We start from the raw sequence: 18621 nt of genomic DNA on the forward strand, positions 1-18621 counted from the left end.
GAAAGAGAACGACCGATATGTCCAAACCCGTTTCCACCGAACCCTTGGCCATTCAAGAAGGCCCTTTGAACCTGTATAAGTACCGTTGGTTCTTTATTGGCGTTTCATTACTGTTTTTGCTGCCCGGCATTTACTTTATTTACGCCAACATGACAGATCCTGAAGTTCGCGCCCCTCTCAAGCTGGGCATTGATTTTCAGGGAGGAACCCTGCTGGAGTATGGCTTTTCCAGGCCGGTTGCCCAATCCGATGTTGAGGACATAAAAACCGTATTTGATGAGCACGGTTACACCGGCTCTGTGATTCAGATTCAGGAACCACGGGTGGGCGTCAATAAAGAAGCTCTTGAAATAGGAGGTGGGGCCACACAGCCTTCTCCGCCAGCCAGTACCCCACCGCCAGTCCCCACACCAGCCGCTGATACCACCACAACAGCCGAAGGGGCCAAGCACGCCACGCCAACACAAGCCACAACGTCTGAAACGAAAGCGCTTGCCGGAGAGCAGAAAATCGCCTCCATTGTGTCCATTCGGGCCAAGCACATGCAAGGGCAAGTGGATCAGGAAATTCTAAAAGATTTGGAAAGCCGTTACGGCAATATAACCCTGCTGCAAAAAAACTCCATTGGCCCCGCTTTGGCCAAGGAACTATTGGGCAATGGCTTGCTGGCGCTTATTTTGGCCTATATTTTAATTGTGGGCTACCTGACTTTCCGCTTCCAGTTTGATTTTGCGGTGTGCGCCGTGTTGGCGCTGCTGCATGATACCCTGTTTCTGTTTGGCATGTTTGCCATGTTCAGCCGCTTGTACAATACCGAAATTGATAGCCTGTTTATTACCTCTGTGCTCACGGTTATTGGCTTTAGCGTTCACGATACCATTGTGGTGTTTGACCGCATTCGAGAGAACCTGCGGGTTTACTACACCAAAAAACTGCCTTTCGTCACTATTATGAACATGAGCGTCAACCAGACACTGACCCGCAGCATTAATACCTCGCTGACGGTACTGCTGACCATGCTGGCCCTGTACTTCTTTGGCGGGGAAACCACCAAGGATTTCGTATTGGCCATTATCATCGGGGTGGCTGCCGGAACCTATTCCAGTATTTTCAACGCCAGCGTGTTGCTGGCCATGTGGCGAAACCGCGGCGCTGGCTCTCAAGTCGCCAAGGCGTAAATGGCCATTTAAATCCCTATAAAAAAGCCCTTTCTGCACTATCAGGAGAGGGCTTTTTTATAGCCTTTTTTCAGCCTGTCTTTGGGAAGGCCCCCAATAAGCTGAAGCCCGTCAATTAACCTTCTTCCAAGGTCAGCAAACTGCCCATGACCCGACGGCGGGCCGCAAACAGTTGACGCTGTTTATAGCGGGCATGCGCCCCGTGGCCAACCTTGCTGTTGAGGTAATTGGACTTATCCAGCACCTGAATTTCATACGGAAAGGCAAAACGGGCCTCGGTCACATGTCCGCCCGCTTTCACCCGAAGCAACTGGCGACAGGTAATATGCAGGGAGCGATATTGGGGAGAACTAAGGGGGTTGGCGTTGCTGGGACTTTCTTCCGGCAAGATGTAGTCATCGGTTTCAAACAGCTTAAACAGGCTTTCCAAACTCCGTTTTCCCAGTTTGTAGTCAGCGAGGGCCACCTCGTAAAGCTCCTGAAAGTGAGCAAAATCCAGTAAGGTGTTGCGAGAACGACTGGGAATCACATTGGGAAACAGAATTACTTTTTTTTCCCGCAGAATGTCCACGGCCAAAAGCGCTTCTGCCGGGTGAAAGGTAACCAGTCGAACCCCTACCAAATCCCACACGTTTTCGGCCACATTTTCTTTTTTGCAAAGCAGTTTCAGCAAAATACTTTCTCGGGGCTTATGGTGCTTGGCCTCAAAGGCGTAAAGCCGAAGTGATCGGCCACGGTTGCCGCTCAGCAACACTGTGCCGTCACTTTCCGGGGATAAAACATCCCGAAAGCGAGCCAGAATAGTTTCGCTGGCCTGAGCATGATACTTGTACAATGGGCTGTTTTGAATATAAACCAGGGTATGAATCACCTTCAGCAAGGCGCAAGCCCAGGCGCGGGTGGGATGATCTGGCTGGGAGGCCATCATGATCAAGTCAATCACATTTCGATGAGAAGAAACTGAGAGTGGTATTTTATCCACCGGAATCACCGGTTCACCCAGACCCGCCCAATCGATGGAGCGGGTTAAAAAGCGATGCTCAATAAAATTAATGGCCTCAATCACATAGGCTTCCATTTCGGCCATATCTTCCGGTACATCCAGATCAAAGCCGTAGTTGTAAACAAACTCCTGGGCTTCTTCTCGGGTGTAAAACGGCATGGCGGTTAAATCGATTGAGGATTTCCCCTGAATCATGGCCCCCAGCACTTCCCACGGCATTTCCACGCCCAAGGGGTCCGGGCCGGAAAGATCAAAACCGCTCAGCGCACTACTTTGCGAGGCAAAGGACACCAATTTTGGCGAGTCGGAATCTTCGGTTAAAAATGTATCAGGCACCATCTACACTCACTTTCATGTTTTTCAATGACGCGACTGATTCAGCCCATTACAAACACCATCGGCAAAGCTGGAAAAAAATTGAATACCGACAGTTTCCATCCGTTTCCGTCATTCGGGCAAACATCCTCCATCATTAGGAGTCAGGCCAACCATAACACCTCTAAACTGATTATATATCAAGTTGGAGATGCGACGCCTCCCCCATAAAACCGTTACAGCAATAGCAAAGCGAACCGAACGCCTGCCCAAGCGATCCACCCAATCGAAGGGATTTTCTCAAGTTGCATTAAAGCATTGCCCAACGCTGCCGATTGTTCCATTAAACCCACCCAACCTTTCAAGGGATAAAAAGGAGTTCAGGAGACTATGAAGCAACCCCATCCATTTTTAAGCTTAACCCTGGCGATTGGTGCCATGACCTTAGCCAGCTCCGCCTTTGCGTATGCCCCGGAAAATGATTTGATGAAAATCAAAGGCTATTCTCCCGAGGTGATTCAAACCGCTAACCAGCAGCGCAACCGCCAGGAGTGGAAAGAGGCCTCTGTGCAGACCAAAACCACTACTGAGAAGTTCTTTCACAACATTTATTACGGCAACTGGATGGGTCCTATCGACGATTTTGGCTCAGAAGTAATCCGCCAGAACTAACCCAGGCCAACTCAGTACACGCCAAAACGACGGCCAATACAGCCGTCGTTTTTGAAGTGTTTAAAAATTTTTCTTACAGCAGCCCTTGCAACATCAAAACCGCCTGAGCGCCCAAAAAAGCTTCTTCGCTTTGCTCATCCTTTAAAAGTAAATCTTTGGCCTGTTTCAAGGCTTCATCACTGCCGTATTTATCGTGCAGCGTATCCCGTTTTTTATGCCATTGCATCATCGTCTAATCCTCATTCTCCACACCACTTACCGTATTTAAGACTTCATCTATTTCATTGACCCGTTCAGTGACCCGGCCTCATTGCCTCAGTCGCTCACTTTTGCCACCCACTTTTGTTTTTCAGCCGTATGTCCAACCCTGTACCTGTATAAAGGCAAATATTTCCCTTTTAATGTTAGATTGTTAAGCCTCGTTAACAGACAGCCCAAAAAGCGCTAGAATAACAAACATGAAACTACGCATTGCTTATCTCTACCCCGATCAGCTCAATATTTACGGCGATCGAGGCAACATATTAACCCTGTACCAACGCTGCCAATGGCGGGGTATTGAGGTGGAAATTTTAACCCCCGGACTGGGAGACACCATTGACCCCGAGGGGCCGGATCTCTATTTTATGGGCGGCGGGCAGGATTCCCAGCAAATTCAGGTCTGTGAAGACATTCATCAGCGAAAAGCCCACAGTTTAAAACTGGCAGGAGAGCATGGAGCCGTATTTCTAACCATTTGTGGGGGGTACCAGCTTTTGGGAAATTATTACAAACCCCACAACGGAGACGAACTAAAAGGCTTAAGCCTGATTGACGCTTACACGGTGGCTGGCAATACCCGCTACATCGGGAATGTGGCCATTGAGCGACCCAACGGCCAGCAGGTGGTGGGGTTTGAAAACCATAGTGGGCGAACCTATTTAGGCAAAGGGGTAACCCCACTGGGTAAAGTGCTCCACGGCAAAGGCAACAACGGGGAAGATGGCTTTGAAGGCGTGGCCCAGGGCAATTTTTACGGAACCTATTTACACGGCTCTCTGCTGCCCAAAAACCCGGCGCTGGCGGATGAGCTGATTGGCAAAGCCCTGCAACGTCGCTATGGAACCGTGCAACTGGAACCCCTGAACGATCAGATTGAAATCCAGGCGCACCAACGGGCCTTGGCCCTTAAGCATTAAACGGCTGAGTCCAACAATCAACGACAAAAAGCCCTGGCCATGACCAGGGCTTTTTGAATATACGGGGTTACTTACCGAAATTGCCAAACAACTGTTTCAATAAGGCAACGAACTGGTCAAACCAGCTTTTGATATCTGGGGTGGCTGGCTTAGGGGTGCTTGGTTTAGGAGTAGTTGGCTTAGGGGTAGTTGGCTTAGGGGTAGTTGGAGTAGTGGGTTTAGGGGTGCTTGGCTTGGGAGCGGCTGGCTTTACCCCCACCTGGTAGGATTCAAGATTTTTCTTGGGCTTGGTTTGTTTAACGGCATCCGCGTCAAAGGTTTCGCCCAGTAACCCTTTGGGCGCTACGCCATCGGCGCTAACCCCATGCTTGCCGCTGGAAACACTGGCGTTCAGGAACTTGTTTTTAGCAGAGCCTTCTGAGGCCACTAAAATAGTGTATTCACCCGTATCAATTAATACGTTGCCGTTTCTGAGCTTACTAATCTGGTTATCGCCACCCCAAGCCTTGTAGGTGTTTGACTGAAGCTCTTTTCCGTCAATGGTAACCTTGGCGTTGACGTCAATTTTAATTTTTTTACCGTCTACTTCCAGATCGGTGGCACGAATGATAGTGGCAGCGCTTTTATCGGTGAATTTCCTGAAATCCGCGTTAAACTTAACGCCTTTGTCTTCCAATAAGTTGAATTTTCCCACTTTATTGACATCAAACCTGTCACCATCTGCGCCTGCAATATGCGGATCGCCCCAAATAAAAGCAGTTTCATTGGCGGCAACCGGTTTCTTTTCAGGAGGATGAGGATACCTTAACGCATTAGCGCTTGTTTTAGCTTGGGCCAGCGCTGCATAGGGGGTGGGTTTAATAGCGGTCATTGATTTACTCCAGCTTATGTTCCGTAACTTGTAGTGCAACCCTTATGAATGTATAAAAACATATACTTATGAAATATTGCCAAAATACCCAACAACATATTAAGAAATACAAATCACCTCAAAATACCTTCAAGAACCCCGCTTTCCCCGGTTCCGCTCAAGGGTATCTACCAGCATGTTTGGCTCACCACCAAGCCGGTAAATTGCAGATTCTTTGCAAGGCGAGCTTGGGTATAGGACAATAAAGCCACTGTAAAGCGTGACGATGGACGAGGCTGACCCAAACATGACCGCATCCCCCCAAGGCAACCACTATCTGCTGGAAATCGGCGCCGAGGAACTCCCCTTGGAGTTTTTGCTCTCCGCCCCTCAGGAACTGATCGACAAGGTGAAAGCCGCCCTGAATGAGCAGGCCTTAACTTATGGGGATGCCCGGGTTTATGTTACCCCCCGCCGCATTGCGTTTGTGATTCAAGACCTGCCTGAACTGCAGGAAGAACGCACTTTTAAAACCAAAGGCCCTCCCATTCGGGTGGCTCTGGATGCCAGCGGCAATCCTTCTCAGGCGGGGCTGGGCTTTGCCCGCAAGCTGGGCGTGGAGTTTTCCCAACTGGCGCAGGAAACGATTGAGGGCGACACCTACATGGTGCTCAATCAACAAATGCCGGGACGCCCCACCCAAGCACTGCTGGCCGAACTGCTGCCCGGTATCGTACTCAGCCTCAGCGGCTCCCATTTTATGGCGTGGGGGCGTAACACCATTCGCTTTTCCCGCCCCATTCGCTGGCTGGCTTCGGTATGGAACAACCAGCATTTGCCCTTGCAAATTGGCCCCGTGGAATCCGGGGTGGTTTCTCACGGCCACCGGGTTATGGCAAACGGGCCAGTGGTAATAACAGCGGTTGCTGATTATTTGGAACTGCTGGAAACAGAAGGGGCGGTTCTCGCCGATCAAGATCGTCGTAAAACGCTGATTTGGCAGCAATTGCAAGCCAGCGCGCAGGAACTGGGTGGTCAGGTCGCGGAAAACGAAAGCCTGCTGAATACCGTAACCATGTTGGTCGAACAGCCCTCTATCGTGGTGGGTCGCTTTGAAGAACGGTTTCTGGAAATACCGGAAGAAGTGACCACCACCGTGATGACCGCTCACCAGAAATACTTCCCGGTGCGGCAACCCAATGGCCAGCTTATGCCGTATTTTATGACTGTATCCAATGGCCGCCGGGAAGCCGCCGACATGATTCGCCACGGCAATGAAAAGGTATTAACCGCCCGACTGGAAGACGCCCGCTTTTTCTTTGCGGAAGATCAAAAAACACCTTTGCAGGATCGTTTGGAAAGCCTGAAGGGCATTACCTTCCAAAAAGGGCTGGGTAGTATGTATGAAAAAACCCGCCGTCTGGAAAAACTGGCCGGACAAGTGGCAGAAGCCTTGCAGTACACGGAAAGCGATTTACAACAAACCCGGCGGGCCGCCCTGCTGGCCAAGGCCGATTTGGTGACAGGCATGGTGTTTGAGTTTACCGAATTACAAGGGGCCATGGGCCGCAAATACGCCAAGCTGTCGGGGGAACCCGAGGCGGTGGCCGAAGCCATTTTTGAACATTACCTGCCTCGCTTTACCGGCGACCTGATTGCGCAATCCAAAGTGGGCATTGCGGTGAGTTTGGCCGATAAAATGGACACGGTAGTAGCCGTATTCAGCCAGAAAAACGCCAAACTGCCCTCTGGCTCCAAAGATCCGCTGGGTTTACGGCGGATGGCCAGCGGCATTATCCAGACGGTTCTGGAAAATCAACTGACGGTCGATTTGCTGGCCCTGATGAGCGAGGCTTACCAGACCCTAACCGCCAGCGCCCCGCCCACTGCCCAGTTTCAGGATGAAAAAACCACGCTGGATTTGGTAAACACCTTCATTCTGCAGCGCTTCCGGGGCTGGTTGCTGGAGCAGGACAATCGCTACGACCTGATTGACGCCGTGCTGGAATCGGATCAAGCGCCTTTATCGGACTTGCCCGATGTATTGCTGCGTTTGGAGGCTCTCAAACAGCTCACCCAGCAGGAAGAAACCCTGAAAAAGGTTTATGAGCCCGCCAATCGCATCTACAAGATTTTAAGTAAGCAGTACAACCCGGCGGCCACCACTGCCGAGGTGAATCCCACCCACTTTCGGGACGCCGCCGAAACCGCTTTGCTGGATCAGATCAAAGCGCTGGAGGCTCAGCCAGCCGGTCAAAGCTACATGGCGCTGTCCGAGGCGCTTTCCGCCATTAATCCCGCCATTGAGCTTTTCTTTGAAAAAGTCATGGTGAATGATCCTGATGATGCGGTGCGAAAAAACAGATATAATCTTCTCAGTGTGCTAAACCGTTTTTATCTGAAATTGGCCTGCTTCACCAAGTTGGTGGTGTAATGCGACAGTCATCAATTCAACGGTTTTTAAAACTTCCCTGAAAAAGAGTGATGGCAGAAAATGACTGATCGACAGTTTGAGTTGCCCGTAGACATTCGCCGAAAAAGCGAAGTCGTTCAAGATCGCCTGGGCCTGATCATTATCCTGACCATCTTTTCGATGTTCACCTTTTTGATGTTTTTATTATCGGTGCTGCTGGGCAACAAGCTGGCCGAAGCGGCTGCCGCACTGCCTAACGTGAAAGTGCTGCACGAGTGGCACCCTTATGAAAGCACCCGCATCTACGATCGCAATGGCAGTTTAATCGCCAACATTCACGGGGATGAAGATCGGGTGGTGGTGCCCTTGAAGGAAATTTCACCCAATATTCAACGGGCGGTTATGGCCATTGAGGACAACCGCTTTTACCAGCACAACGGCGTGGATATGCGAGGCACCCTACGGGCGGCTTCGGCCAACTTTAGAGGCGATGACGTTCAGGGGGGCAGTACCCTGACCCAGCAGCTGGTTAAAAACCTGTTTTTAAGCCCCGAGCGGGCCATTACCCGTAAAATTGCCGAAGCGCTTTTGGCCATGCGGGTTGAGCGCCATTACGACAAGAATAAAATTTTGGAAATGTACCTGAACCAGGTGTACTGGGGCAACCAGAGCTATGGCATTGAAAAGGCGGCCCGTCGCTACTTTAAGAAAGCGGCTCGGGATTTAAGCATTGGAGAAAGCGCCTTGCTGGCAGGCCTGTTAAAAGCGCCTGAGGGTATTTCACCTTACGCCTACCCCAAAGCGGCCCGCAAACGGCAGCTGGAAGTGCTGGGGGCCATGGTGACCTTTGGCTACATTACCGAGGATCAACGCAAAAACGCTGAGGCGGAAAAAATTGAATTTAGCCGCCAGATTTCCACGCCTTCCAAACATCCCTTTTTTATTCAGTATGTCATTCAGCAACTGGAAGAGAAATTTGGCGAAAGCGCCGTGCGTCAGGGTGGCCTCAAGGTTTATACCACTATGGATGAGCCGGTACAGGAACTGGCCGAAAAAGCGCTTTATGATGAGATGGATAAAATTAAATTTTCCGGGGCCAGTGAAGGTTCCTTTATTGTGGAAAATATCGCCAATGGGCATATATTGGCACTGGTGGGCGGTCGGGATTTTGGTAAAAACCAGTTCAACCACGCCACCCAGCAGCACCGGGCCATTGGTTCCACATTTAAACCTTTTGTGTACCTCACCGCCTTTCGGTTGGGCCTGATTACCCCGGAAAGCATGATTTCAGACAGCCCGGTTTGCTTTAACAACGGCTACAGCAACTGGTGTCCCCACAACTGGGATGGTCGCTACATGGGCTCTATGACCATTCGCAAAGCGCTCACCCTGTCCAGAAACACCCCCACCGTAAAGCTGGGTTTAAAAATGGGCATTCAGCCGGTCATTGAAAGCGCGCGGCTGGCCGGTATCGAGTCGCCCATCGACGCCAATTTCTCCAGCCTGTTAGGCTCTGCCGGTATTTCGCCCTTGGAAGTGATTACCGGCTACTCCACCATTGCCCGTGGCGGCCTGTACCTGCCACCCACCGTCTTAATGAAAGTGGAAGACAGCCGAGGCCGGGAAATTCGACTGGATCGCCCTCAGCCGGAACGCCGTTTTGAGCAGGAACCCGTTTACAATCTGGTTTCCATTTTGCAGGACGTGGTGGAAAAAGGGACCGGCAAAAACGCCATCATCCCCGGTCGCCCGGTGGCTGGAAAAACGGGCACTACCGATGAAATGCGGGATATCTGGTTTACCGGATTCACCACCGATATGGTGGGCAGCGTGTGGATGGGTAACGACAAGTATGTGCCCTTACGCGGGGTGTTCAGCTCCAACTCGGTTACTGTGTGGGGTAACTTTGCCCGTGAATACTATAAAATGTACCCCATTGAGGTCGGCACCTTCCCAAAACCTCAAAAAATTCTGGTGGAAAAGAAATTTTTAGGGCCTAAAGCGGAACTGGATATTGAAAAAACGCAAATCGCAGTTCCCGCCAATGCCACGCTGGGCTTGCCAGCCTCACCGCCTGAAGATCCCAACTATGGGTACTCGCCACTGCATCCCGGCGCGGGTGGTTTTGCCACCAATGGCGATGACACCCTGAATGGCGAACTCAAGCCGCTGGTAGAATCCGGGAATGCCCGCCGTACACCATCCGTGGCGGTTCCGCTACCCGTTCCCAGTACGAACGGTTCCAGAAACGCTGGCTCTGAAAGTGGTGTAAACTAGTGCTATGAAATATCACTTTATACCGGATGAAACGCCTTACACCGGCAAGGAACTGAAAAATCACTGGATCTACCGAAATTTTGGCATTTTGGGCGATTCGGTGGTGGCTTTTATTGGCCCCTGTGAAGTCAATCAGGAAAACATGGTGGATTTGGAAGACGTGTTGAACGACGACTATATCTACTCCAAAAAAATGCTGAACTTCATTGTGGAAATTTTCGGGATCAGCTTGCAGGAAGGCGTTTTACTACAACGCTTATTCACCTCCATTGTGCAGGATCGCATTAATATGCTCAACCCCGAAGCCCACATTCGTCGCCGGGGAGATGACCTGTTTTTTGATGACACCGCCAAACTGTCCGTGTCCATTTGTACCGTCAGCCCCACTTCCATTTTAATTCATACCGGCATTAACGTGGACCCACAAGGCGCCCCCGTGGAGGCCTCCGGCTTGGCCACCGAGCTGGGCATGGGCGATCAGGTGGAACCTTTCGCCATGGCCTGTATGAGAACCCTGGCTGAGGAATGGGCTGATATCCGCCTATCCTGCTGTAAAGTACGGGCCGTGGGATAACCATGAGTCTTGCATCAACCCCCAACAGAGAGCATTTGTAATGGGCCCCAAAAATTTATTAATTCTGTTTTTCTCCACCGTAGCGGTTTCGCTGGTCATTCTGATCATCTTTTTCAGCCTGTTTTTCAAAAACGTAAACCTGGACTTTAATACCCGTCTGCCCGAATCGGCCCCGGATGTGGGAAGCCGCTTTAGCGAAACCTCCACCATGAGCCCAGATAGCAAAGCGGATGGGCTGATGCGCTCCACCGTCAATGTGCCGCCGGACTTCAAAGAACCTGAGCCAAATACCCAAAGGGCAGAAAAAAGCCTGGAAGAAGCCTTTCCCAGCGATGCTGATTTGCCGCCCGTTTCGGATGATGCCTTGCTTGAAAATGATTACCCCAAGCCCTTGCCAGACAGCAAACCCGATTTAAAGCCCGAAAAAGCAGCGCTGAACGAAAAAACCAATACCCGAGGCACGCCCAGCTTGCCCCCTGCTCGCAGCAATCGACCGGCGGCGGAAACCAGCCGATCGGCAGAGCCATTGGCAGCGCCCTGCCCCATTGAGGATTCAGTTTTCTCTGAATCAGATTCTTCATCCGCCCCGCCAGTGCCCCAGTAAAAACCAACACCCAACCCAGTACTGAGCACGAGATTGAGAACTTCAGGGCTTTTGCCTGCCATGAGTCGGCGATGACTCAATGGATATTTCGATAGATTCAATCGGGGTATGAAAAGTGAAAAGAGACGGCCATAAGCCGGGTTCTGTTTGAGACGATCATCTGTCTCGACTGGCCGTTTCCGACCAGCTCTAGCGGGATATGGGAAGCGGACGAGCAGCCCTTGCAATTCAATGCGGCCTCCGTTGGAGACTTGCGAGCGGATGCTTGCAGTATCTCCGGCACCTTGCACCTGTCGGGGTTTACCTGGCCAGAGCCTCTCGGCCCTGCCGGTGGGCTCTTACCCCACCGTTGCACCCTTGCCTGTGCCCTTGCGGGCCATCGGCGGTCATCATTTCTGTGGCACTATCCTCACGGTCGCCCGCACCGGGCGTTACCCGGCTACATGCTCTGTGGTGCCCGGACTTTCCTCAGGCGTGACGCGCACACCCGCGATCGTCTGTCCGTCTCTTTTCACCCGCCATCATAGTCGCTTTAGAGCGGAGTGTACAGAGGGCCTCCCATCGCAAGTTGTTTATATATTTTTCCTTCAAATTAAAAGGCAGTATGATTGCGTTATCTCAACTAAAAGGATTATCGATGATCACGCCACTGATTGCCTCCATGTTTGCCACCAATCTGTCTTACGGCAGTGCGGCTACTATGTTTGGCGCCAATCAATCCAGAGCCGCTTTAGCCAACAGCGCCACCGGCACAGCCTCCATCGGTGAGTCCACCTCGTTGGCCTCTCAGGACAAGGCGCTAAGCCTACAGGGTATTCAGGCCCAAACCAATTATCAAGTGGCTTTGGCGATGCAAGAAGGCGCTAGCAACCTGAGAAAGAAAAATCAGGAATTGCGGGAAAGAATGCTTCAGAATGGCGCGCTCTTTTTCTAAAACCCGGCTGGTACCATCGCACTTTTCCCGGCCCCTTTACCACTAGCAACGGTGCGTTTTAAGCTGCCTGTTGCTGAACTGAACCAGATTCGTTCAAAAGGTAGTGGTGACAATGGGCAAATGCTTACCCGAAATATTGGGAAAAACCATCAAGTTGCCATCGTCATCTCGCCAACGCACCCAGCCAATGGGCGTATTACGCTGAAAATCCAATACTTCCACCAACAGCCAGTTACCCCGGAGATGGCGCACTTTTAAATCCCGAATAATGGTCACCGGCACCATTTTGGCTTCATCGGCATCGCTGCTGCGAATGGAACGATTGTACTCTTTTACACCGCTTAGCCAGTAAATGCCGCTGGCTTTGGCGTTCAGCTTCATAAATTCCAACCAGGTCTGATACAGCCCAAAGTGAACGGGTTCCGGACTTGGGCTTTTGGGGTTGGCCACCGAGGTGGTGCCTTCTGCTTCAGTGCTGGGAGCTTTGGCCTGTACCCAGCCGGTTTTATGCCCAGCCTGATCGTACACAATCTCCACCCAGCCATCGTCGGTATCTCCCACCACGGCCATCATGGCCACATCCAGTTGCGGATAGAAACAAAAGAAGGTGTGATCGGCGTAAACCGAATGCTCATCGCCATTGGCCGAAAAGACGGAGATGGTATTGCCTGCGGTTTGATGGCTCCAACGAAAGGTGCCAATGGCCGGGGCATCTGTTTTGGGCTCGGTGTACACGGTGAACCGATAGGGGGCAAAATAAATCCCGTTCCCGTAGGTATAGCCGTTCTGATACTTCTGAGGGGCGAATCCATACCCGTTGCGCAGGGCAAAAGCTGGTTGGGGGCTTATAAAAAAGCTGAACACGGCGAGCATTAAGCCCAGCACGCAGGCTTGATGAATAACTTTAAACAGTGGGTGATTCCGCATCATTAGCGCATAGTCTCCTGAAGTCAGCCCGTTATACCAGCGATTTTCACATAGCATTGTCGACGACTGTCCTGCTTGAAAGTTCAACCGGTTCGACTTCCCGGCTCATGCCTGTTACCATACATGATCATTGGACTCCTTTTAATTATCCATTCTTCCCCCTCCTTGACCACCCATTAGCTGGTGGAGAAACAGCCAGAAGCTCTTCTATGAAAATCCTGACCGCCAGTTATGTAATCAGCGCCCCCAGCCTGAAAGAATGCCCCGATTTTCAGGGCTGCCCGGAATTTGTACTGGTTGGCCGCTCCAACGTGGGCAAATCGTCTTTCATCAATAGCCTAACCCTGCGAAAAAACCTGGCTCGCACCAGCAACACCCCCGGCAAAACACGCTATATCAATTTTTACGACATTGCCTACGCCCCCGGCGAAGGCAGAAAAGCCAAAATGCTGTTTGTGGACTTGCCCGGTTACGGCTATGCCAAAATTTCCAAAACCGAGCAGGAAAAATGGCGGCACAATCTGGAAGCCTACATCACCAAGCGGGAATCGATTCAACTAGTGGTGCAAATGATTGATGCCCGCCATGCCCCGCAGGATAACGACATTCAGATGTATGAATGGCTGCAGTACCGTGGGCGAGCGGTTCAGGTGGTTTTAACCAAAATTGATAAACTCTCCCGGAATGAAGTGGCCAAGCAAGTGGCCTTATGCGCTCGGGCGCTAGATTTGAGAACCGAGGATATCATTGCCTTTTCTGCCGAAAACAACACAGGCAGAGACAAGTCCTGGGTGCGTATTTTAAAGGCGCTTCAGGAAGAGCGGCCTTCCATACAATCCCCCGAGGATGAAGAACCTCTGGGGTAACAGTTCATTAATATTTAAAGCCTCAACACTTCAGAAAACAATGGAGAAAGCCGATAGCTTTTTTGTACAAGCGATCGGCTTTATTTCGTTTTCACCAAGGGCCTGTCTTGGCATTGACACCTGCATACCTGGCTGGCAGTAGCAATGTAGTGAAGAGGTTTTCTCCACCATGATCCACCCCCAAACAGTCCTATCTAATGGCGCTTTACCTGCCCGATTCAATCAACACGGTCAAAGCTTGCTGGAATACACCATCATCCTGGGGGGAGTATCGCTGGTAGTGTGGGGCGCTATTGTGGTACTGGGCGGCTCGCTGTCTGGACAGTTTAACGGTATTTCCGGTGAATTGGGCGATAACAGCACCAACTATTTAACCCGCTTTAATCTGGAGACACCCGCTAACCAGAACCAGCCGAACAAAGGGGCGCAAAAATCAGGCATTGCCCTCATTGGCGGGCTAAACATGGACTTTATGAATCCCACCACTCATCGTCATCCTCCTCGCAAAATGCAAAACGCTCACCTTCAAAGCAGCACCCAACTCATGCTTCGAGAAGCCAACGGGGGAGAAATGAATGTGAGCAGCGCAGAAGGAAATCAACGCACCGTGCTGCAAACCATTCAGCAATCCTCCAACGTGGCCCAAAGCCTGCAAAAACTGGCTGAAATTACCCAAAACGAGCATTTAAAAGGCCTCTCTCACCAAGCCCTGATGTCCGCATCGGTTCAGGCCACCCATCAAATCGTGACCGATCCCGCCAATCCTATGAATCCAGCCATTCGGGATCTGGCCAAAGCCACCACCAGCCATTACTCCAGCAAAGAGCTGGCCGCTAGTCCAGAGCGTATAAGGGCTTCCATCGAACAATGGAATCTGAGCATGGAAACCGGAAAAACAGTGGTCATGGCAGACCAGCGACTGAGCGCCGATCAGAAAACACAGGCGGTCCACCTGCTGGATCAAGTAATTCAATCCACCCGACAAACCTATCATTTAGACAACCTGGCCACCACGCGGCGCAACATCAAACCCCTCAACGATTCCAAAGTGGTGCATCAAGCAGAAACCTTTACGCAAATTCGCTCAGCCGCCCAAAAGGCATTGACACCAGAGCTTAATAACTCAACCTTAAGAACCACCCTGGACAGTGGCCTCACGCTGGATACCGTGCATTAGCAACTGCTTCGGGAAAACCGGCTTCATTAAGTCAACTGGCTTTATTGAAGCGGGAAAGCCGGAAATTTAACGTGCAGACCCAACGGGGAGATAGGGGCATCAGGCGTTTGAACCACTCCCGAGCCCAACAATTGGCCTGCGCTGGCTGCGCCGGGTGGGCCAACCATCCACTCTAAAGCTTTTATTCGGAAGCTTTCGTTTGAAAAAGCGGCTTGTTCCAGCTACGCTAATGACATTTTAAAGAATTGTTCAGAATAAGGATCCCTTGTATGCCTGTCACTGAAGTGAATGAAGTTCCCCAAGCAGCCCTAAAAGGCTTGCTGGCTGGAAAAACCGGCCTGATTTTTGGCGTGGCCCACAAAACCAGTATTGCATGGTCTATTGCCCAAGCCCTTAGCGCTGCCGGTATGCGCTTGGCATTTACCTATCAGGGCGAACGGCTCGAAAAAAATGTGCGCGATCTGGCCGAAACGCTGGAAGGCTCCCTGATACTGCCTTGCGATGTGACCAACGACAGCGAAATTCAGTCTGTTTTTGACGCCGTAGGCAATGAGTTTGGCAAGCTGGACACCCTGATTCACAGCGTGGCCTTTGCCAAAAAAGAAGATCTCTCCGGCTCCTTTGTGGACACTTCCCGTGATGGGTACCTGCTGGCTCAGGATATCAGCGCCTATTCCCTGACCGCATTAACTAAAGCCGCGGTTCCCTTGTTTGAAAAAGCCGGTGGCGGCAGCGTGGTTACCCTCACTTATCTCGGTGGGGAGCGAGTGGTTGAAAACTACAACGTTATGGGTGTAGCCAAAGCCGCTTTGGAAATGAGCATGCGTTATCTGGCTGCCGATTTGGGCCAGAAAAACGTGCGGGTAAACGCCATTTCCGCTGGGCCTATTAAAACCCTGGCGGCCCGTGGCATCTCCGGGTTTTCAAACATTCTGGGGTACATGGAAGAACACACCCCTCTGAAGCGGAGCACCGAAACCGGTGAAGTGGCCGATACCGCCCTTTTCCTGGCTAGCCATCTTTCCCGTGGCGTGACTGGTGAAGTCATCCACGTGGATTCCGGCTTTCACATTATGGGCTTTTAAGCCTTAGGGCAATTTATTGAAAAACCGGCTCAATATTTGAATATCGAGCCGGTTTTTTCATGTCTGCAAATGTTTAGAACGACGAGCCGATTTCAAACGATCGGTATTATTGCCCACCTTCGGCAGAAAACAAGGTTGATACATCCTTGAGTGTTTTTTGGCCGCTTAGCCGATCAACGGATAACAAGCCTATTTTAAGCGGCGACTCTGCCGATTGATCTTGATGATGGGGCTTGATAGTCCCGGCCACTCGCTTCATGGCCTCAAAAACCTGATCCACATGGCTTCGCAATGAATCATTGCGGGCCACGTTCTTTCCATACGCAGTGGCCCCTGGGCTTAATTTCTTTTTTTCAGCGCTGGAAAAATCAAGCGTCTCAAAGTCGGCTTTAAAGTCTGACTGGGTTTTGGGCAGGGCTTGCAGGTAAAACCGGGCGTCTTTCAGCTGGTTTTTAGCGGAAGCGCCCATATTTTCAAGCTTTACCGATAGCGGCCCCCCGATAATCATTTGCGGGCCAAATAACAAACTGAGTACCACCATAGAGCCTATGCATCCCATCAAATCATCAAAACTGGTAATCGGGCGATGCTGATTAGCGCCGGGTAAATAGGTGCTACCCGATGCCTGAACCAATTTTTGGTTGGCTCCAGCCACAATGGGCAATCGGCTTTCCATATCAATTTTCCCGTCTTCCCGGTAGGTGATTAATTCCACCGTGTTTCCGCTTTTACGCAGCTGAGTGACATCCAGTAACAATTGGTTGGTACTGGCGACCCAACGCTTGAACAGCGCTTTTTTCTCCGCTGGATTCATCTGTTTCAAACCAGGCGCTACGGGAGCCAAGTCCTTCAACAACTGATCAAACTCTTTTTCAGACACTGGATTACGGGCGGCTTTAAAAGGGTTTAGCACCGCCTGCGTTTTAAGCGGGGCCGGGGTGGTACGAACCAGCAAACGATCTTTCGGCTGGATTAAAGACTGACGGTTGGCCAAATGCCGTTGAGCCGATAAATTTAACGGATTAACCGTACCGCCCAAGACTGCTTGGCGAGCCGGTTTCGTTGTTTGAGTGGTTTTAAACGTGCCATAGGGCTGCGGCAAAGCAGCCGAAGTCAATCGCTCCAACATAGTAGTTTCCTCACCTCAATATAATTTCAATTGAATAAAACCCAGATGTAGTTTAGCCCAAAAGTAAAAAAATACGCAAAAACCCTTTATCAATTGGCTTTTTAAGCTTTAAACTTTTAGAACATGCCCATGACAAGCCTTTGGAGCGATTTACCTTACCCGTGACCACTCACCCGTTCCGCTGATGGCTTTCCTGCGTCATCACCCGGCAAGGCGTAGCAAACACAATCGGTATGACCACAGCCCGGATAATTTTGATGCCCTTCGGCACATTGTTTACCGCAATAATAAAGCCCCCCTTTTTTCACCGCACCCGATGCATGATGCGTCACTTCGCACTTGCAGCGAGGACAAGCGCAAATTTCGGTAATCGTGGCCATATAAATACCTCCCTGTCTCAAGTAATAACCGGGGTCTCTATCACCGGCGTTTATGAGGACCCGGCATCAATCATGCGACCTTTCACCGGATCGAAACGCGGGGGGAAACGGGTATGCGTGTCATAGTAAGCACCTTCCATCATGGCAGAACACAAATCAGTGCCTTCAAAACTGGTATCCCGAGCATTCACCTGTTCCAGATGCGATTGATTCAAGTTTGCGCCCTGAAAAAAAGCGTGTTTAAGATTGGAACCATGAAAGTCATCCCCTTGTAAGTCCACACTTTCAAAGTGGGCGCCCTCTAGATTAGCCTCCGAAAGGTCCGTATCCCGGATACTGGAAGAATGCCCCTGCGGGGCCATTAAATAGCCTTCATGGCCCATATCCATACGAGACAAATTGGCTTGATGCAAATTGACATTTTGCAGATGGGCGCCTTCCAGATCCGCCCCGCAAAGGTTGGCCCCTTTCAAACTGGTGCCGTTCAGCGTGGCGTTGAACAAGGTGGCCCCGGTTAAGTCCACCTCATTCAAATTGGCATTGGATAAGTCCACCCCGGTGAGAATGGCGTTAAACAATTTAGCCCCGCTCAAGTCAGCGCCCACCAATGAAGCCCCCTTGAACACCGCATTTAAACAATCCGCCTCTTGTAGATGAGCGCCATCCAGAATGGCCGCCGAAAAATCCGGGTTAATTAAGCAGGCCCCTGAAAAATTGGCCTCGCTGAGCTGAGCCTGTTTAAAATTAGCGTCAATCAAAGTGGCCCTTGAAAAATTAGCTTCATGCAAGAAAGCGCTTTCAAAAATAGCCTGTCGCAAGCTGGCATAGGCATAGTTAGCAGCTTCCAGATGTTGCCCTTTACAGTTCAGCATGGCCGTTTCCCACCTGATTTGTGGACGATAACAGCCTACCACCGCCACCCATGCAAAAAATCACCTAATCAGGCATTTTTAAGGCTAAAAGCGCCCGAAGGGTAAAGTCTGAACATTCCAGCAGGAAAGCCCTTAGCCGAATTGCGGGCTAAAAAACACAGCGCTCATCAGTCCGCAAGTCATCAAA

At 50.9% G+C, this 18621-nt stretch carries 18 protein-coding genes and 1 other RNA gene; 11 read left to right on the plus strand and 8 right to left on the minus strand.

Annotation, left to right across the window (positions count from 1 at the left end; all coding sequences use genetic code 11):
• The first annotated feature begins 17 nt into the window (after positions 1-17).
• Complete coding sequence (secF, locus tag ACEW81_RS05635; RefSeq protein ID WP_373531989.1) at positions 18-1178, plus strand: protein translocase subunit SecF; 1161 nt, start codon at positions 18-20, stop codon at positions 1176-1178.
• Between the two features lie 115 nt (positions 1179-1293).
• Here secF and ACEW81_RS05640 read toward each other — a convergent pair whose 3' ends face one another.
• Positions 1294-2520, minus strand: a complete 1227-nt coding sequence (locus tag ACEW81_RS05640; protein ID WP_373531990.1) for a TIGR04552 family protein — start codon at positions 2518-2520, stop codon at positions 1294-1296.
• A 366-nt stretch (positions 2521-2886) separates the two neighbouring features.
• Here ACEW81_RS05640 and ACEW81_RS05645 point away from each other — a divergent pair, with 366 nt between their 5' ends.
• Positions 2887-3168 carry a hypothetical protein gene (locus tag ACEW81_RS05645; RefSeq protein ID WP_373531991.1) on the plus strand — a complete coding sequence of 94 codons (282 nt, stop codon included), beginning with the start codon at positions 2887-2889 and terminating at the stop codon, positions 3166-3168.
• 73 nt (positions 3169-3241) lie between these two features.
• Here ACEW81_RS05645 and ACEW81_RS05650 read toward each other — a convergent pair whose 3' ends face one another.
• Positions 3242-3397 carry a hypothetical protein gene (locus ACEW81_RS05650; protein WP_373531992.1) on the minus strand — a complete coding sequence of 52 codons (156 nt, stop codon included), beginning with the start codon at positions 3395-3397 and terminating at the stop codon, positions 3242-3244.
• Between the two features lie 229 nt (positions 3398-3626).
• Between ACEW81_RS05650 and ACEW81_RS05655 the strand changes: the two genes are divergently transcribed.
• A complete protein-coding gene (locus tag ACEW81_RS05655) occupies positions 3627-4346 on the plus strand; it encodes a type 1 glutamine amidotransferase (RefSeq protein WP_373531993.1) in 720 nt (239 codons plus the stop codon).
• A gap of 67 nt (positions 4347-4413) precedes the next feature.
• Here ACEW81_RS05655 and ACEW81_RS05660 read toward each other — a convergent pair whose 3' ends face one another.
• Positions 4414-5217, minus strand: a complete 804-nt coding sequence (locus ACEW81_RS05660; protein ID WP_373531994.1) for a VWD domain-containing protein — start codon at positions 5215-5217, stop codon at positions 4414-4416.
• 286 nt (positions 5218-5503) lie between these two features.
• Here ACEW81_RS05660 and glyS point away from each other — a divergent pair, with 286 nt between their 5' ends.
• The 4 genes from glyS to ACEW81_RS05680 are packed head-to-tail and all read left to right on the plus strand — an operon-like array spanning position 5504 to position 11064.
• Positions 5504-7630 (plus strand): glycine--tRNA ligase subunit beta, encoded by a 2127-nt coding sequence (glyS, locus tag ACEW81_RS05665; RefSeq protein WP_373531995.1) that lies wholly within the window; start codon positions 5504-5506, stop codon positions 7628-7630.
• A gap of 60 nt (positions 7631-7690) precedes the next feature.
• Positions 7691-9886, plus strand: coding sequence for a transglycosylase domain-containing protein (locus ACEW81_RS05670; protein ID WP_373531996.1), 2196 nt, complete (start codon positions 7691-7693; stop codon positions 9884-9886).
• 4 nt (positions 9887-9890) lie between these two features.
• A complete protein-coding gene (locus ACEW81_RS05675) occupies positions 9891-10460 on the plus strand; it encodes a DUF366 family protein (protein ID WP_373531997.1) in 570 nt (189 codons plus the stop codon).
• A 40-nt stretch (positions 10461-10500) separates the two neighbouring features.
• Positions 10501-11064, plus strand: coding sequence for a hypothetical protein (locus ACEW81_RS05680; RefSeq protein ID WP_373531998.1), 564 nt, complete (start codon positions 10501-10503; stop codon positions 11062-11064).
• Between the two features lie 117 nt (positions 11065-11181).
• Here ACEW81_RS05680 and rnpB read toward each other — a convergent pair.
• Positions 11182-11573: RNase P RNA component class A (gene rnpB, locus ACEW81_RS05685), an RNA gene on the minus strand.
• A gap of 128 nt (positions 11574-11701) precedes the next feature.
• Here rnpB and ACEW81_RS05690 point away from each other — a divergent pair.
• Complete coding sequence (locus tag ACEW81_RS05690) at positions 11702-11998, plus strand: hypothetical protein (protein WP_373531999.1); 297 nt, start codon at positions 11702-11704, stop codon at positions 11996-11998.
• 93 nt (positions 11999-12091) lie between these two features.
• Here ACEW81_RS05690 and ACEW81_RS05695 read toward each other — a convergent pair whose 3' ends face one another.
• Complete coding sequence (locus tag ACEW81_RS05695; RefSeq protein WP_373532000.1) at positions 12092-12928, minus strand: hypothetical protein; 837 nt, start codon at positions 12926-12928, stop codon at positions 12092-12094.
• Positions 12929-13134: 206 nt separating this feature from the next.
• Here ACEW81_RS05695 and yihA point away from each other — a divergent pair, with 206 nt between their 5' ends.
• The 3 genes from yihA (at position 13135) to ACEW81_RS05710 (ending at position 16053) form a co-directional block, all read left to right on the plus strand.
• Positions 13135-13791, plus strand: a complete 657-nt coding sequence (gene yihA / locus ACEW81_RS05700; RefSeq protein ID WP_373532001.1) for a ribosome biogenesis GTP-binding protein YihA/YsxC — start codon at positions 13135-13137, stop codon at positions 13789-13791.
• 169 nt (positions 13792-13960) lie between these two features.
• Positions 13961-14968, plus strand: a complete 1008-nt coding sequence (locus ACEW81_RS05705; RefSeq protein WP_373532002.1) for a hypothetical protein — start codon at positions 13961-13963, stop codon at positions 14966-14968.
• 269 nt (positions 14969-15237) lie between these two features.
• Positions 15238-16053 (plus strand): enoyl-ACP reductase FabI, encoded by an 816-nt coding sequence (locus ACEW81_RS05710; RefSeq protein WP_373532003.1) that lies wholly within the window; start codon positions 15238-15240, stop codon positions 16051-16053.
• Between the two features lie 106 nt (positions 16054-16159).
• Here the strand turns inward: ACEW81_RS05710 and ACEW81_RS05715 are convergent, their stop codons facing one another.
• The 3 genes from ACEW81_RS05715 to ACEW81_RS05725 all read right to left on the minus strand — a co-directional run bounded on the left by ACEW81_RS05715 (position 16160) and on the right by ACEW81_RS05725 (position 18434).
• The gene (locus ACEW81_RS05715) at positions 16160-17182 is read right to left on the minus strand and encodes a hypothetical protein (protein ID WP_373532004.1); all 1023 of its coding nucleotides are present in this window, start codon (positions 17180-17182) and stop codon (positions 16160-16162) included.
• A 155-nt stretch (positions 17183-17337) separates the two neighbouring features.
• Positions 17338-17562: a metallothionein gene (locus tag ACEW81_RS05720; protein ID WP_373532005.1), complete on the minus strand. Its 225-nt coding sequence runs from the start codon at positions 17560-17562 to the stop codon at positions 17338-17340.
• A 50-nt stretch (positions 17563-17612) separates the two neighbouring features.
• On the minus strand, positions 17613-18434 hold the full coding sequence (locus ACEW81_RS05725; RefSeq protein WP_373532006.1) for a pentapeptide repeat-containing protein: 822 nt from the start codon (positions 18432-18434) through the stop codon (positions 17613-17615).
• Positions 18435-18621: the final 187 nt, after the last annotated feature.

Source organism: Vampirovibrio sp. (assembly GCF_041737375.1).
Classification (GTDB): Bacteria; Cyanobacteriota; Vampirovibrionia; order Vampirovibrionales; family Vampirovibrionaceae; genus Vampirovibrio.

Excerpts from the sequence above, each read along its gene's own strand:
- ACEW81_RS05690 (WP_373531999.1), top strand. The coding sequence starts at position 11,702 with ATGATCACGCCACTGATTGCCTCCATGTTTGCCACCAATCTGTCTTAC.
- ACEW81_RS05645 (WP_373531991.1), top strand. The coding sequence starts at position 2,887 with ATGAAGCAACCCCATCCATTTTTAAGCTTAACCCTGGCGATTGGTGCC.
- ACEW81_RS05705 (WP_373532002.1), top strand. The coding sequence starts at position 13,961 with ATGATCCACCCCCAAACAGTCCTATCTAATGGCGCTTTACCTGCCCGA.
- ACEW81_RS05650 (WP_373531992.1), bottom strand. The coding sequence starts at position 3,397 with ATGATGCAATGGCATAAAAAACGGGATACGCTGCACGATAAATACGGC.
- ACEW81_RS05725 (WP_373532006.1), bottom strand. The coding sequence starts at position 18,434 with ATGCTGAACTGTAAAGGGCAACATCTGGAAGCTGCTAACTATGCCTAT.
- ACEW81_RS05720 (WP_373532005.1), bottom strand. The coding sequence starts at position 17,562 with ATGGCCACGATTACCGAAATTTGCGCTTGTCCTCGCTGCAAGTGCGAA.
- ACEW81_RS05660 (WP_373531994.1), bottom strand. The coding sequence starts at position 5,217 with ATGACCGCTATTAAACCCACCCCCTATGCAGCGCTGGCCCAAGCTAAA.
- ACEW81_RS05655 (WP_373531993.1), top strand. The coding sequence starts at position 3,627 with ATGAAACTACGCATTGCTTATCTCTACCCCGATCAGCTCAATATTTAC.
- ACEW81_RS05640 (WP_373531990.1), bottom strand. The coding sequence starts at position 2,520 with ATGGTGCCTGATACATTTTTAACCGAAGATTCCGACTCGCCAAAATTG.
- ACEW81_RS05715 (WP_373532004.1), bottom strand. The coding sequence starts at position 17,182 with ATGTTGGAGCGATTGACTTCGGCTGCTTTGCCGCAGCCCTATGGCACG.
- yihA (WP_373532001.1), top strand. The coding sequence starts at position 13,135 with ATGAAAATCCTGACCGCCAGTTATGTAATCAGCGCCCCCAGCCTGAAA.
- ACEW81_RS05710 (WP_373532003.1), top strand. The coding sequence starts at position 15,238 with ATGCCTGTCACTGAAGTGAATGAAGTTCCCCAAGCAGCCCTAAAAGGC.
- ACEW81_RS05675 (WP_373531997.1), top strand. The coding sequence starts at position 9,891 with ATGAAATATCACTTTATACCGGATGAAACGCCTTACACCGGCAAGGAA.
- ACEW81_RS05695 (WP_373532000.1), bottom strand. The coding sequence starts at position 12,928 with ATGATGCGGAATCACCCACTGTTTAAAGTTATTCATCAAGCCTGCGTG.
- ACEW81_RS05670 (WP_373531996.1), top strand. The coding sequence starts at position 7,691 with ATGACTGATCGACAGTTTGAGTTGCCCGTAGACATTCGCCGAAAAAGC.
- secF (WP_373531989.1), top strand. The coding sequence starts at position 18 with ATGTCCAAACCCGTTTCCACCGAACCCTTGGCCATTCAAGAAGGCCCT.
- ACEW81_RS05680 (WP_373531998.1), top strand. The coding sequence starts at position 10,501 with ATGGGCCCCAAAAATTTATTAATTCTGTTTTTCTCCACCGTAGCGGTT.
- glyS (WP_373531995.1), top strand. The coding sequence starts at position 5,504 with ATGACCGCATCCCCCCAAGGCAACCACTATCTGCTGGAAATCGGCGCC.